Below are 13,799 nucleotides of genomic sequence, written 5' to 3' on the forward strand. Positions count from 1 at the left end.
GAGAGGTCTGGACTTTCGGTGTCCGGGCCAGCTATACATCGGATGTCTGTGTGGCTATAGGCAAGGAGGGTCCGCTCGTGCAGCTGATGCGACTTGGTCCGCCCGGTGCGGAACGGCCGGTGGTCCGTGACGCCGATGGCGCCCGGTACGACCTGGGGGGCCTGACCGCCGACATCAGCGGCGCCTTCCTGGCCAACGGGGGCATCGCGATGGTGCGCGCGGCGCTGGAGGCGGGCGCGCTGCCCCGGCTGGCCGAGGGGGACCTGCGCGTCGGTCCGCCGATCGCCCGCCCCGGCAAGATCGTCTGCATCGGGCTGAACTACCGCGACCACGCGGCGGAGACCGGCGCGGAGCTCCCGGCCGAGCCGGTGGTGTTCATGAAGGCCCCGGACACGATCGTCGGCGCGTACGACGAGGTGCTGGTCCCGCGCGGCTCCACCAGGACCGACTGGGAGGTGGAGCTGGGCGTCGTGATCGGCCGGACCGCGCGCTACCTGTCCGAGAACGACGACGCATTGTCCTATGTGGCCGGTTACACCGTTTCGCACGATGTGTCCGAGCGCGAGTTCCAGCTGGAGCGCGGCGGAACCTGGGACAAGGGCAAGTCCTGCGAGACCTTCAACCCGCTCGGTCCCTGGCTGGTGCCCGTCGACGAGGTGTCGAACCCCCAGGACCTGCGGCTGCGGCTGTCGGTCAACGGCGTCGAGCGGCAGCACGGCAGCACGTCGGACATGATCTTCGGCGTGGCCGAGGTCGTCCGCTATGTCAGCCAGTTCATGGTGCTGCGGCCGGGCGACCTGATCAACACCGGCACCCCGGCGGGCGTGGCGCTCGGCCAGCCGGAACCCAAGCCGTACCTGCGCGCGGGCGACGTGGTGGAGCTGGAGATCGACGGGCTCGGCCGCCAGCGCCAGACACTGGGACAGGCCTGATGGCGCGCGTCATCGGCGTTGACGTCCTCGACATCCGCTTCCCGACCTCGCGCGAGCTGGACGGCTCCGACGCGATGAACCCCGATCCCGACTACTCGGCCGCGTATGTCGTGCTGCGAACGGACATCGGTGTCGACGGCCACGGGCTCGCCTTCACGATCGGCCGGGGCAACGACGTCCAGGCCGCCGCGATCCAGGCGCTCGCACCGCACGTGATCGGCCGCTCGGTGCCGCGTGACGCCGCTGCGCTCGGTGCGCTGTCCCGGGAGCTGGTCGGTGACTCGCAGCTGCGGTGGCTCGGCCCGGAGAAGGGCGTCGTGCACATGGCGATCGGCGCGGTGGTCAACGCCGCGTGGGATCTGGCGGCCAAGCTCTCTGACCGTCCACTGTGGAGGTTCACGGCGGAGATGTCGTCGGAGGAGCTGGTCTCCCTGGTGGACTTCCGGTACCTCAGCGACGCGATTACTCCCGACGAGGCGCTGACGTTGTTGCGGGCCGCCGAGCCGGGGCGCGCTGAGCGGACGAAAGTGTTGCTGGACAAGGGTTACCCGGCCTACACGACCTCGCCGGGCTGGTTGGGCTACGCCGACGAGAAGCTCACCGGGCTGGCCCGCCAAGCGGTCGCCGACGGCTTCGACATGATCAAGCTCAAGGTCGGCGGGGACCTCGACGACGACGTGCGCCGGATGCGGCTCGCCCGCGCGGCGGTCGGTTCCCAGATCCGTATCGCGGTGGACGCCAACCAGCGGTGGGACGTCGCGGACGCGGTGCGCTGGATGAAGGAGCTGGCCGAGTTCGACCCGTACTGGATCGAGGAGCCGACATCGCCGGACGACGTGCTCGGTCACCTCGCCATCGCGCAGGCGGTGCGCCCGATCCGCGTGGCCACCGGCGAGCACGTGCACAACCGCGTGATGTTCAAGCAACTGCTGGCTTCCGGTGCGATCGACGTGCTCCAGCTGGACGCGGCGCGGGTCGGCGGGGTGAACGAGAACATCGCGATCCTGTTGCTGGCGGCCAAGTTCGGCGTTCCGGTGTGCCCGCACGCGGGCGGAGTCGGCCTGTGCGAACTGGTGCAGCACCTGGCGATGTTCGACTTCGTCGCGGTCTCCGGCACGTGGGAGAACCGCGTGATCGAGTGGGTGGACCACCTGCACGAACACTTCGTCACCCCGGCGACCGTCCACAACGGCCGGTACTCCACCCCGACCGCGCCCGGCTTCTCCTCGGAGATCCACCCGGCCTCGCTGCACCACTTCGCCTACCCCTCCGGACCCGAGTGGAGCGCGTCATGAACGACTTCGACGGCCTGGTCGCGGCGGTGACGGGCGGGGCTTCGGGCATCGGCGCGGCGACCGCGACCGAGCTGGAGTCGCGCGGTGCGCGGGTCGCCAGGTTGGACGTGCAGCCCGGCTCGGACGGCATCGCGTGCGACGTCACCGACGACGAGTCCGTGCGCGCGGCCGTCGAGAGCACGGTCGAACGCTTCGGACGGCTCGACGTGCTGATCAACAACGCCGGGATCGGCGCGCAGGGCGACGTGTCCGCCAACAAGGACTCCGAGTGGTTCCGCGTGCTCGACGTCAACGTCGTGGGCATCGCGCGGGTGAGCCGCGCCGCACTGCCGCATCTGCGCCGATCCCCGTCCGCGGCCATCGTCAACACGTGTTCCATCGCGGCGTGGGCTGGCCTGCCCCAGCGCGCGCTGTACTCGGCGTCCAAGGGCGCGGTGTATGCGCTCACCCTGGCCATGGCCGCCGACCACGTGCGCGAGGGGATCAGGGTCAACTGCGTCGCGCCCGGCACCGTCGACACCCCGTGGGTCGGCAGGCTGCTGGACGCGGCGCAGGACCCGGCCGCCGAGCGCGCGGCGCTGGAGGCCCGCCAGCCCACCGGCCGGTTGGTCTCCGCCGAAGAGGTGGCAAAAGCGATCACCTACTTGGCCAGTCCGCTCTCCGGGGCCAGTGTGGGCACCGTGCTGGCCGTCGACGGCGGCATGCACGGGCTGCGGCCGCGGCCGCTCAGCTGAACCGGGTCCACACACGACACCAGAGGAACTCCATGCAACGACGCAGAATCCTCAGCCTGATCTCCGGTATCGCCCTGCTCGGCACCGTCGCGGCCTGCGGTGGCGGTGCGACCGGCGGCGCGCAGATCGGCGTTGACTACCCGCGCGCGGACTCCGACTTCTGGAACTCCTACATCAAGTACACGCCGCAGTTCGCCAAGGAGCTGGACGTGCGGCTGATGTCGCCGACCAACTCGCAGAACGACGTGGCCAAGCTCGTCGCCAACGTCCAGGCGATGACCAGCCAGGGCGCCAAGGCGATCGTGATGGCGCCGCAGGACACCGGCGCGATCGCGACCACGCTCGCGCAGCTGGAGCAGAAGAAGGTTCCGGTGGTCACCGTGGACACCCGCCCGGACAAGGGCAAGGCGTACATGGTGGTGCGCGCCGACAACAAGGCCTACGGCGAGAAGGCGTGCCGCTACCTCGGCGAGAAGCTGGGCAACAAGGGCAAGGTCGTGGAGTTCCAGGGCGCGCTGTCCTCGATCAACGGCCGGGACCGCTCCGAGGCGTTCGCGTCGTGCATGAAGCAGAACTACCCGGGCATCACGATCTTCGAGGAGCCCACGGACTGGCTGGACACCAAGGCCGCGGCGGCTTTGCAGACCCGGCTCACCCAGCACCCGGACATCAACGGGATCTACATGCAGGCGGGCGGCGTGTACCTGGCCGCGACGCTCCAGGTGCTGCGCTCCGCGGGCAAGCTGTTCCCGGCGGGCGATCCCAGGCACATCACCATCGTGTCCAACGACGGCATCCCGCAGGAGTTCGAGTCGATCCGCAAGGGCGAGATCGACGCGACCGTCTCGCAGCCCGCCGACGCGTACGCGAAATGGGCGCTGTACTACGCGAAGGCGGCGATCGAGGGCAGGACCTTCAAGCCCGGTCCCACCGACCACGACAGCACGATCATCGAGGTGGGCAACGGGTTGCTGGAGGACCAGCTGCCCGCTCCGCTGGTAACCAAGGACAACGTCGACGACCCCAAGCTGTGGGGCAACCAGATCGGCAAGTAGATGACCGCTGTTCAAGCAACAGGAGTCACCAAGCGGTACGGCTCCACCGTCGCGCTCGACGACGTCGGCATCACCGTCGAGTACGGGGAGTCGCACGCGCTCGTCGGGCGCAACGGGGCGGGCAAGTCCACCCTGGTGTCCATCCTGACCGGGCTCAACCGCGCGGATGCCGGTTCGGTCACCTTCGACGACGAACCGGCGCCAGCGTTGGCCGACCGGGACGCGTGGCGGCGCAGGGTCGCCTGCGTCTACCAGAAGTCCACGATCATCCCGGCGCTCACCGTCGCGGAGAACCTGTTCATCAACCGGCAGTCGCTCGAACGGCGTTCGCTGATCAGTTGGAAGTCCTTGCACGCCAAGGCTTCCGAGGTGCTGGCCAGCTTCGGCGTCGATGTCGACCCGGCCCGCCCCGCCGCTGACCTGACCGTGGAACAGCGGCAGCTGGTGGAGATCGCGCGGGCGCTGTCCTTCGGGGCGCGGTTCATCATCCTCGACGAACCGACCGCCCAGCTGGACGGTCCGGCGATCGAACGGCTCTTCGAGCGGATGCGGGGTCTCCAGTCGTCGGGGGTGACGTTTCTCTTCATCTCCCACCACCTTCAGGAGATCTTCGAGATCTGCCAGACGGTGACGGTGTTCCGCGACGCGAGGCACGTGCTCACCAGCCCGGTGTCGTCGCTGTCCACTGATGAGCTGGTGGCGGCGATGACCGGGGACGCGGCGGGTTTGCGGGTCGGGCACACGCGGCCTTCGTTGCCCGCCGACGCGCCGGTGGTGCTCTCGGTCTCCGGGCTTCGTTCGGAGGCTTTCTTCGGTGTTGATCTTTCGATCCGCGCGGGAGAGGTCGTCGGTGTCGCGGGTTCGGCCAGCAGTGGCAAGGTCGAGCTGGGCGAGGCCGTGGTGGGGTTGCGCAAGGCCACGTCCGGGACTGTCCACGTTGGACAGACGGCGGTGCGGTCGGGCAGCGTGCCCGACGCGCTGAAGGCGGGGATCGGCTTCGTGCCTGAGGATCGGCACAAGGAGGGGCTGGTCCCGACGCTGGGGGTGGGTGAGAACGCCACGTTGCCGATCATGGATCGGCTCGGCCGCTTCGGTGCGATCTCGCCCACCCGCCGGCGTGCCGTCGCGGAACGGATGATCAACGACCTGAGCATCAAGACCTCGGGGCCGGATCAGCCGGTGTCCGGGCTCTCCGGTGGCAACCAGCAGAAGGTCGTGATGGCGCGTGCGCTGTCCAGCGATCCTTCCGTGCTGGTGCTGACCGATCCGACCGCGGGCGTCGACGTGCGCTCGAAGGAATCGTTGCTGGACGTGGTCGACCAGGTCGCGGCGGAGGGCACGGCGGTGCTGGTGATCTCCGACGAGCTGGACGACCTGCGCCCGTGCGACCGGGTGCTGGTGATGTTCCACGGCGAGGTGACGGCGAGCTTCCCGCGCGGGTGGACAGACGGGGAACTGGTCGCGGCGATCGAGGGTGTTTCTGCGGAGCAGGGAGCGGACGAATGACCAAGACGCTGCAGTTCGCCCGCTTCCGGGATCTGGCGCTGCTCCCGGCGATCGTCGTGCTGATGATCGTGGGAGCGCTGGTGGACCCGGTGTTCCTCAGCGCGGACAACCTGACCAACGTGCTCCAGCAGCGGACCGAGCTGAGCCTGCTGGTGCTCGGCCAGGCCCTGGTGCTGATCAGCGGCAAGATCGACCTGTCGCTGGAGTCGACCATCGGCCTGGCCCCGGCGCTGGCGCTCGGGCTGATCATCCCGGCGTCCGCGCACGGCCTCGGCGTCGAGCTGCCGGAGTGGACGGCGATCCCGCTGTGCCTGCTGATCGGTGTGGTGATCGGCGCGTTCAACGGGTTCCTGATCCTCAAGCTCCAGCTGTCGGCGTTCATCGTGACGCTGGGCATGCTGACGGTGTTGCGGGGCTTGCAGATCGGCTTCACCGAGGGGCAGAACCTGTTCGAGGTTCCGCTGTCGTTCACCTACCTCGGCAGCGCGCGGTGGTTCGGCCTGCCCGCGTCGGTGCTGATCTGCCTGGTGGCGTTCGCGATCGGCATCGTGGCGCTGGCGTACTTCCGGCAGGGCCGGTCGATCTACGCGATCGGCGGCAACGCCGAGGCGGCGCGCGCGGCGGGCATCCGCACCGAGCGGGTGCTGTGGACGGTGCTGATCATCGCGAGCTTGTTGGCCGCGCTGGCCGGGCTGCTGATGACCGGGCGGCTCGGCTCGGTCGGGCCCGCGCAGGGCCAGGGGATGATCTTCACGGTGTTCGCCGCCGCGGTCATCGGCGGGGTCAGCCTGGACCACGGCAAGGGCACGCTCTTCGGCGCGCTCACCGGTGTGCTGGCGCTCGGGCTGATCGAGAACATCCTGACCCTCGGCGGGGTTTCGCCGCACTGGATCCAGGCCATCTACGGCGCGATCATCCTCATCGCGCTGCTGTTGGCGCGGTTCACGTCGGGCAAGGCGCAGGACTGAGCGATGGTCTTCAAGTACAGCGAACCCCCGCTCCGGAGGTCTTTAACCGCAGCAAACCCCGCGTGGCGCACCGGGTTTGCCGCGGTTTGCGACGCCGTGGGTGGGGGTTCGCGGTACTTGAAGACCGGTGTACTCGCTGGGGGTGGCCGTGCGTAGGGTCCGGCTGGGACGGACGGACGTTCGGGTCAGCGCGCTCGGCTTCGGTGCGGCGCCGATGGCCGGGCTCTACCGCGAGGTCTCCGAGGAGGTCGCGTCCGGCTCGGTCGCGGCGGCGCTGGACGCGGGGGTGTCGTACTTCGACACCGCGCCGCACTACGGGCTCGGCCTGTCGGAGCGGCGGCTCGGCAAGGCCCTGGCCTCCGCATCGGACTTCGTGATCTCCACGAAGGTCGGCCGCCGGTTGGAGCCGATCCCGGTTTCCGGGGACGACATGGCCAACGGGTTCGCCGTCCCCGCAACGCATCGCCGAGTGTGGGACTTCAGCGCGGCCGGAGTGCTCGCCTCGGTTGAGTCCTCTTTGGACAGATTGGGCCTTCCCCGGGCCGACATCCTGTTGCTGCACGATCCTGATGACCACTGGGACCAGGCCGTGGGTGAGGCCCTGCCCGCGTTGGCCGAGCTGCGCGCCCGCGGTTCGGTCGGCGCGATCGGGGCGGGCATGAACCAGTGGCAGATGCTGGCGCGCCTGGTCGCGGAGACCTCCGTCGACGTGGTGATGCTGGCGGGCCGCTACACCTTGCTCGAACAGTCGGCGCTGGACGAGTTGCTGCCGTTGTGTTCCGAGCGGCAGGTTTCGGTGATCGCGGCCGCCGTGTTCAACTCCGGCATCCTGGCGCGGCCGGTCGTCGCGCCCGATGCGACCTACAACTACTCGTCGGCGCCGCCCGATCTGATCGACCGCGCGCGGCGGATGGCGGAGGTGTGCGGTCGCTTCGGTGTGACGCTGCCGCAGGCTGCTTTGCAGTTCCCACGGGGGCATCCGGCGGTGGCATCGGTGGTGATCGGTGCGCACACGGCCGCGCAGATGTCAGAGAACGCGCGGTTGTTCGCCTCGCCGGTGCCCGCGGAGTGCTGGGCCACGCTGAAGTCCGAAGGGCTGCTGCGCCCGGACGCGCCGGTGCCGACATGATCGACGCGCACCAGCACTTCTGGGACCTGGGCGTACGGGACCAGGAGTGGATCACCGAGGCCATGCTTCCGTTGCGCCGGAACTTCGGCGTCGAGGACCTGCGCGCGGTGGCTCCGGACGTCACGGCGACCGTGCTCGTGCAAACCGTCACCGTCCCCGATGAGACCCCGGAATTCCTTGCCCTGGCGGAGGATTCCGATCTGGTCGGCGCGGTGGTGGGTTGGGTGGACCTGACCACTCCCGATGTGGGCGACCGCATTAAGTCCTATTTGGACGGACATGGTGGTTCGTGGTTGCGGGGGATCAGGCACCAGGTCCAGGGGGAGCCCGACCCTCGCTGGCTCTGCCGTTCCGACGTTCGCCGGGGCCTGTCGGCCGTGTCCGACAACGGGCTCGTCTACGAGCTTTTGACGCTGCCGCACCAGATCCCCGCCGCCGTGGAGACCGTTTCGGCGTTGCCGTCGACGCGCTTCGTGCTCGACCACTGCTCGAAGCCGCCGATCGCCTCTGGTCAGCTTTTCCCGTGGGCGGAGGACATCCGTATCCTCGCGCTCAACGAGAACGTCTCCTGCAAGCTCTCCGGGCTCGTCACCGAAGCTGACTGGACACAGTGGACGGCCGAGGAGCTGCGCCCGTACTTCGACGTCGTGCTGGAGGCGTTCGGCCCGGAGCGGCTGATGTTCGGCTCCGACTGGCCGGTGTGCCTGCTGGCGGCCGACTATCCCGAGGTGGTCGCCGCGGCGCGGGCGCTCACCGCCTCGTTGTCAGCGGCCGAGCAGCACGCGATCTTCACCGCCAGCGCCGCGCGGACGTACCGGATCGCGTAGTGCCACGCAAGAGTTTCGGCTCTGTGTAAACGGGATCCCGGGTTCCTTGACCGGTTGCGGCGCAGGTCACAACCTGGTTGGCAGGCCCCCCACCCCTGCCGAGGAGCCCACAAATGAACAAGCACCCCGTGATCGCGCTGGCCGCCGCCGGTGCGTTGTCCCTGACCCTGTTGAGCGGCACGGCGTCCGCTGCTCCGCGCCCGAACTTCCAGCTGCCGTTCCCCTGCGGGCAGACCTGGGCGATGACCACCTACGTCGGCCACGCGCCGGACGACAAGAAGATCGACATGTTCAACGTCAACGGTCCCACCGAGGGCGCGCACGTGGTCGCGGCGGCCCCCGGAGTGGTCAACGAGATCCACCCCAGATCCGGCGGCGTGGAGATCAACCACGGTGACGGCTGGTTCACCCTGTACCTGCACATGAGCATCCGGACCGTCAACGTCGGCGACCGCGTGCTGCGCGGCCAGCGCATCGGCACCGTCGGCAAGGTCAACACCAGTGTCGCGCACCTGCACTACGAGCTCCTGCGCGACGCCAACGGCAACAACAACGGCGAGAACGGGGAATGGGTCAAACCCATCTTCAACGGCGTCGAATACACGATGGTCCCGAACCGCCCGTTCAACCTCCGCAGCAACAACTGCTGAGGACCCCCCGTTTCAAGCTTTCCACCGGGGGAGGACAACTCCGCGCACCGGTCCCCCGCGGTGCGCGGAGTTGTCCACAACGACCCCACCTGTCCACAACCTCGCCCCCGCCCCTGCTCAACGCCCCCACCTCGGCCGATAACCGGAGTGGGGGCGTTTTCCCGTGCCGCCGCGCTGTCGCGCGCCCTGGCCCGTGCGGGATACCGAAGCAGGACACCGACACCGAAGCCTCGGCCGACAACGCCCGGTGCTTCGGATTTCTCCGTTGTTCGCAAGGGTTTTCCCGATTCACGATTACGGCGCTTGGCAGCAATCCCTCGAACAGCAAGGAGTGGGGACATGTCGATTTCCGCGAAGCTTCTCGCCGCCATCGCCGTTTCCGGCGCGGTACTGCTCGGCGCCTCCCCGGCGTTCGCGGCCCCGGTCAGCGGGACCACCGCGTCCACCGGGATCGTCTTCGACAGCGCGACCGTGGTGTCGGTGAGCGCGGGCAAGCTGAGCCTCAAGCTCAGCTCCGGCGCGTCCGCGTCGGTGAAGCTCAGTTCCGCCACCAAGATCACCGGCAAGCTCGTCGCCGGGGTCAAGGTCAAGGTGCTGTGCGTCAAGGTGGACGGGTCGCTCGTGGCCAACACGGTCATCGTCCTGTAGTCCCACGAGAACAACCGGCAGGCGCCCTTTCCCCGAGGGGCGCCTGCCTTTCGTGCGCCTACTGGCCGCGATCCGTTTCCTGGAGCGCGATCCCGAGCTGGGAACGCCGGTTGATGCCGAGCTTGCGGTAGACCCGCGTGAGGTGCTGCTCCACCGCGCGCTGCGTCACCAGGAACGCCTCGGCGATCTCGCGGTTGGTCATTCCCCGCACCGCCAGGTCCGCGATCCGTCGCTCGTGCGGCGTGAGTCCGCCACCACCGCAGTGGCGTGCCCGAACTCCACCGCGCGCGTCGCGCACAGCGGTCACCAGCGCATCGGAGCCACACGCCGTCGCGATCTCCATGGCCGCCCGCAGATGCGTCTCGGCCTCATCGAGCCGCCCCACGCGCACCAGTTCCGCGCCGAGCTCCGCCAGCGACCACCCCCGCTCAAGGCGAAACGTGGACGACGAGAGCGTGCAGACGGATTCCATAAGCAGCGCAAGCTTTTCTGGCTCCTCGGCGACCACGCCTGCGATCCGCAGAGCAACTCCGAGCCGCACCGGCCCGGCCCATTCCCGCGCGTGCGCGAGCTCCACCGCGGCCATCTCGCGCGCCGCGTCCGCTTCGCCGAGCGCGTGGTGCGCGACCGCCGCCAGCATCCGCCAAGCAAGCGGCGAACGCCCCGTCATTCCACGCTGCGCATAGCGGCGCCCGCACTCCAGCACGTCCGCGAGGGCACGCCGCGGATCGCCGAGCGCCAACCAAAGTCGGCCCCGGGACACCAGGAGGTAGTTGTAGCGCCACGACGGAGGCAGGTCTCCGGTGAGTGCTCGCCGCTCCAACTCCACCACGGCGGCGTCGGGCTGCCCCCGATCGATCAACGTCTCGACAAGAGTGGACAGCGCGAAGATCGTCGCGGTCCTGGTCCCGGTCCGGATCTCGTCCAGCACCGCGAGCGCAGACCTCGCGTCGTCCTCGGCGTCCGCCAAGGCTCCCGCGCGGAACCGCGCCTGGGCGCGTAGGGCTTCCGAAGCCGCGCTGCCCAAGGACAGCCCGAGCGCGGTGGTCTCGGTGAGCATCTCCGAGCAGTACTGGTCGGCCAGCTCCAGCTTCTCGGTGACGATCAACGAGATGGTGAGGTAGACGTACTGCCACCCGCTGGTGACATCCCAAGGCGTGCCCTGCCAGGAGCGCGGGGGCACGCGCTGCGCCCACGCCGCGGTCACCGCGTCCGAAGCCGCGACCCAGGAGGGTCCGTCGACCGCGGCCAGGAACGTCAGCAGCGCGTCCCGGAAGCGCACCGTCTCCGGTGGCAGGTCGTCGTACCGCTGGATTCGGGCGAGCCGGTCCGTCAGCTGCGACACCACGTGGTGCGCGTCGAGCGAGACGCAGACCGAGCACAGCTCCAGCCGTACCGCCACGTCCTGGTTCACCGACCGGACCTCGCTCGCCGTGGCGTCGAGCAGCTCCGTCGCCTCGGTGTAGCGCTCCCGCTCCGCCAGCTCCTGCGCGAGCATCACCGCGATGTCCGCCCGCACCAGCGGATCGGGCGCTCGGACGTGCGCTTCGGTGAGGTTGTCCAGGGCCGACTGCGGATCGAGGCTCAGCTCCGCGATGCCCAACTGGAACAGCGAGGCGGACCGAGCAGCCTCGGTCAACGGCTCCCGCAGCACCCGGCGCAGACAGCTCGCCGCGACGTCCGGAGCGCCGCCCAGCATCGCTTCACGGCACGCCCGCTCCAGCACACCGACCACCCAGGAGCCGCGCGCGACCCCGGTGCGCAGCAGGTACGGCGCGATCTGACCGGCGCTGGCGCCCGTGTCGTGGAGATGCCGCGCCGCCCGCGCATTGGCCAGCTCGAAGTCCACAGTGGACAGATCGGCCGCGACCGCCGCCCGGACGATCGAGTGCTCGAACGCCAGGACCCGCCCGGCCCGGAACACCCCGCGAGCCAACAGCGTCTGCACGGCCTCGCCCGCGTCCGCGAGGTCAAGCTCGGCAGCCGCCGCGGCCACGGCCAGGTCCGGCTCGCCGAGCGCCGCCACCGCGCGCGCCACCGCGGCGAGTGCGGGGTCTCGCGCCCGCAATCGCGTGAGCACTGTCCGAGTGAGCTGGGCAGGCCCCAGATCGTGCAGCTCCTGTGCCGCTGCCGATGTCGGACGCGCCCCGCCGCCCGCCAGTGCCTTCGCCAATTCCTTTACCAGGAAAGGGTTTCCGCCCGTCGCGGACCGGCACGCCGCCGTGAACTCCAACGCGGGAGGCTCGCCGAACTCGTGCTCGATCAACGCTTCGCAGCCGCCGTGGTCCAACCCCTCCACCGTGAGCCGCGTGGCGTCCACCGTCAGCCCCGCGAGCAGCGTCGGGTCAGTCCAGCCGCTCCCGGCACCCACGGTCATCGCGACCGCCACCGGCAGCGATCCCAACCGACGCGCGAGGTAGGCCAGCCACCGCAGGGAGCACACGTCGGTCTGCTCCACGTCGTCGACGGTCAGCAGCAACGGCTGGCGCGACGCGAGGTTGATCGCGAGGTGGTAGAGGCCGTGCAGCGTCGCGTACATGTCCGGCCCCGGCGCGTCGTGGACCGCGCCGCCGGAGATCCCGAGGACCCGATCGGCGGGCTCCGCCATCCCGGACAGCAGCTCTCGCCGTTCGGGCTCCGGAACGACGAGCACCCCGGGCTCCAGGAGCTGCCGCACCACGCCGAAGGCGAAATCCCGCTCCACCGTCGACGCCTGCGCGCTCAGCACCAGGAATCCGCCCGCCCGTGCCCGCTCCGCGGCGGTGCGCAGCAGCGTGGTCTTGCCCGCACCGCTCGCCCCGTCGATCACCAGCACCATCGAGTCACCCCGCGCCGCCTGGTCGAGGCAGGCCGCCACCAGCCCCAGCTCCCGCTCGCGACCGACGACCGCCGATGGCGCGTCATCCATGGCCGGGAACCTAGTTCGCGAACCTTTCGGCCAACAGGGTGCATCGGGAACTCAAGGCAAGCCCTTTCCGCCTGGTCAGCGCGTGACGTAGGCTGCGCTGTCCCGCGTTGCCCTCGCCCCAGCCCTGGCGGGGTTCGTCGTCGTTTGAGACCGCGTGGGCGGGGGTTCGGTGTACTTGAAGACCGGCGAACCCGGTGATCGTCAGGGTGGTGTCATTCGCTGAGTCATTCGCTGATCTCGCGCAGCCACTGCTCGACACCGGCGACGTGCACCGTGGACCACGAGCGCGCGAGGTCCGGCTCGCCCGCGGCCAGCGCGGCGACGATGGACCGGTGCTCCGCGATGGTCCGGTCCGTCGCGCCACCCTGGCTGATGCCGCGCCAGATCCGCGCCCGCACGGTGGGCCCGGCGAGCGTGTCCAGCAGCCGCGCCAGGTAGGCGTTGCCGGAGACCTGGGCGATGCGCCGGTGGAACTCCAGGTCGTGTTCGACCAGCCGTTCCACCGAGTCGGCCCGCTCGCTCTCGTCGCAGAGCGCTTCGAGCGCGGCGATGTCCTCGGCGCTCGCCTTGGTCGCCGCCATCGCGGCCGCGGCGGGTTCGAGCACCCGGCGCACTTCGAGCACCTCCAGCACCGAGTCGTCGCCGCGGTGCAGGTCGAGCACGAAGGACAGCGCGCCGAGCAGCTCGTCCGCGCGCAGGCTGGACACGTAGGTGCCGTCGCCCTGCCGCACGTCGAGGACGCGCACCAGCGACAGCGCCTTCACCGCCTCGCGCAGCGAGTTGCGCGACAGGCCGAGCCGCTCCGCGAGGTCGGCCTCGCGGGGCAGCCGGTCGCCCGGGCGCAGCTCGCCGGAGGCGATCATGGAGCGGACCCGCAGGATCGCATCGTCGGTGACGGCCACGGGTGCTCCCGGCTGTTCGGGGAGGTCGACGGCAGACCTCCGATGTCTCGCCCATCGTAGGCTCGCCCGCCCGCCGCCCAGGACCGGTCCCCGTGGCGCGCGTTGCTCCATTTGGCGTAATCTCGGCGATGCCCGCCTCGTCCCGCCCCCTCGACGAGGCGGGCTTTTTCTGTTCTCCTCCCAGGTTGGTGAAGGATTCACTGGACTGACACGATTCCGACCTCCATAATGGTCTAAACCATTGG

Annotated in this window: 12 protein-coding genes; 10 read left to right on the forward strand and 2 right to left on the reverse strand. The window is 69.7% G+C overall.

Translation table 11 applies throughout. The annotated features are described in order from the left end of the window. Window positions 1–77: 77 nt before the first annotated feature. From NLX83_RS12185 to NLX83_RS12230, 10 genes are all read left to right on the forward strand, one after another. Complete coding sequence (locus tag NLX83_RS12185; protein ID WP_254234935.1) at window positions 78–932, forward strand: fumarylacetoacetate hydrolase family protein; 855 nt, start codon at window positions 78–80, stop codon at window positions 930–932. Further along, complete coding sequence (locus NLX83_RS12190; protein ID WP_254234936.1) at window positions 932–2,227, forward strand: enolase C-terminal domain-like protein; 1,296 nt, start codon at window positions 932–934, stop codon at window positions 2,225–2,227. Before NLX83_RS12185 ends, NLX83_RS12190 begins: the two co-directional genes overlap by 1 nt. Beyond that, window positions 2,224–2,961, forward strand: coding sequence for an SDR family NAD(P)-dependent oxidoreductase (locus NLX83_RS12195; protein WP_254234937.1), 738 nt, complete (start codon window positions 2,224–2,226; stop codon window positions 2,959–2,961). The genes NLX83_RS12190 and NLX83_RS12195 overlap by 4 nt, the downstream gene beginning before the upstream one ends. 32 nt (window positions 2,962–2,993) lie before the next feature. Continuing rightward, window positions 2,994–4,016 (forward strand): sugar ABC transporter substrate-binding protein, encoded by a 1,023-nt coding sequence (locus NLX83_RS12200; protein WP_254234938.1) that lies wholly within the window; start codon window positions 2,994–2,996, stop codon window positions 4,014–4,016. Continuing rightward, a complete protein-coding gene (locus NLX83_RS12205) occupies window positions 4,017–5,522 on the forward strand; it encodes a sugar ABC transporter ATP-binding protein (RefSeq protein ID WP_254234939.1) in 1,506 nt (501 codons plus the stop codon). Then, window positions 5,519–6,490, forward strand: coding sequence for an ABC transporter permease (locus NLX83_RS12210; protein WP_254234940.1), 972 nt, complete (start codon window positions 5,519–5,521; stop codon window positions 6,488–6,490). The genes NLX83_RS12205 and NLX83_RS12210 overlap by 4 nt, the downstream gene beginning before the upstream one ends. Window positions 6,491–6,632: 142 nt before the next feature. After that, window positions 6,633–7,619 (forward strand): aldo/keto reductase, encoded by a 987-nt coding sequence (locus tag NLX83_RS12215; RefSeq protein WP_308209299.1) that lies wholly within the window; start codon window positions 6,633–6,635, stop codon window positions 7,617–7,619. Beyond that, a complete protein-coding gene (locus tag NLX83_RS12220) occupies window positions 7,616–8,446 on the forward strand; it encodes an amidohydrolase family protein (RefSeq protein WP_254234941.1) in 831 nt (276 codons plus the stop codon). Before NLX83_RS12215 ends, NLX83_RS12220 begins: the two co-directional genes overlap by 4 nt. Window positions 8,447–8,559: 113 nt before the next feature. Next, a complete protein-coding gene (locus NLX83_RS12225; RefSeq protein ID WP_254234942.1) occupies window positions 8,560–9,096 on the forward strand; it encodes a M23 family metallopeptidase in 537 nt (178 codons plus the stop codon). A 339-nt stretch (window positions 9,097–9,435) separates the two neighbouring features. After that, entirely contained in the window at window positions 9,436–9,744 is a 309-nt protein-coding gene (locus tag NLX83_RS12230) for a hypothetical protein (RefSeq protein ID WP_254234943.1), read from the forward strand. 58 nt (window positions 9,745–9,802) lie between these two features. On the opposite strand, the gene NLX83_RS12235 is transcribed toward NLX83_RS12230, so the two are convergent. Together NLX83_RS12235 and NLX83_RS12240 are read right to left on the reverse strand one after the other, a co-directional pair. Beyond that, the gene (locus NLX83_RS12235) at window positions 9,803–12,652 is read right to left on the reverse strand and encodes a BREX system ATP-binding domain-containing protein (protein ID WP_254234944.1); all 2,850 of its coding nucleotides are present in this window, start codon (window positions 12,650–12,652) and stop codon (window positions 9,803–9,805) included. A gap of 224 nt (window positions 12,653–12,876) precedes the next feature. Beyond that, the gene (locus NLX83_RS12240) at window positions 12,877–13,554 is read right to left on the reverse strand and encodes a FadR/GntR family transcriptional regulator (protein ID WP_254234945.1); all 678 of its coding nucleotides are present in this window, start codon (window positions 13,552–13,554) and stop codon (window positions 12,877–12,879) included. Between the last annotated feature and the right edge of the window lie 245 nt (window positions 13,555–13,799).

The organism is Allokutzneria sp. A3M-2-11 16 (genome assembly GCF_024213555.1).
Taxonomy (GTDB): domain Bacteria; phylum Actinomycetota; class Actinomycetes; order Mycobacteriales; family Pseudonocardiaceae; genus Allokutzneria.

Excerpts from the sequence above, each read along its gene's own strand:
- NLX83_RS12195 (WP_254234937.1), top strand. The coding sequence starts at position 2,224 with ATGAACGACTTCGACGGCCTGGTCGCGGCGGTGACGGGCGGGGCTTCG.
- NLX83_RS12230 (WP_254234943.1), top strand. The coding sequence starts at position 9,436 with ATGTCGATTTCCGCGAAGCTTCTCGCCGCCATCGCCGTTTCCGGCGCG.
- NLX83_RS12235 (WP_254234944.1), bottom strand. The coding sequence starts at position 12,652 with ATGGATGACGCGCCATCGGCGGTCGTCGGTCGCGAGCGGGAGCTGGGG.
- NLX83_RS12225 (WP_254234942.1), top strand. The coding sequence starts at position 8,560 with ATGAACAAGCACCCCGTGATCGCGCTGGCCGCCGCCGGTGCGTTGTCC.
- NLX83_RS12200 (WP_254234938.1), top strand. The coding sequence starts at position 2,994 with ATGCAACGACGCAGAATCCTCAGCCTGATCTCCGGTATCGCCCTGCTC.
- NLX83_RS12220 (WP_254234941.1), top strand. The coding sequence starts at position 7,616 with ATGATCGACGCGCACCAGCACTTCTGGGACCTGGGCGTACGGGACCAG.
- NLX83_RS12205 (WP_254234939.1), top strand. The coding sequence starts at position 4,017 with ATGACCGCTGTTCAAGCAACAGGAGTCACCAAGCGGTACGGCTCCACC.
- NLX83_RS12190 (WP_254234936.1), top strand. The coding sequence starts at position 932 with ATGGCGCGCGTCATCGGCGTTGACGTCCTCGACATCCGCTTCCCGACC.
- NLX83_RS12210 (WP_254234940.1), top strand. The coding sequence starts at position 5,519 with ATGACCAAGACGCTGCAGTTCGCCCGCTTCCGGGATCTGGCGCTGCTC.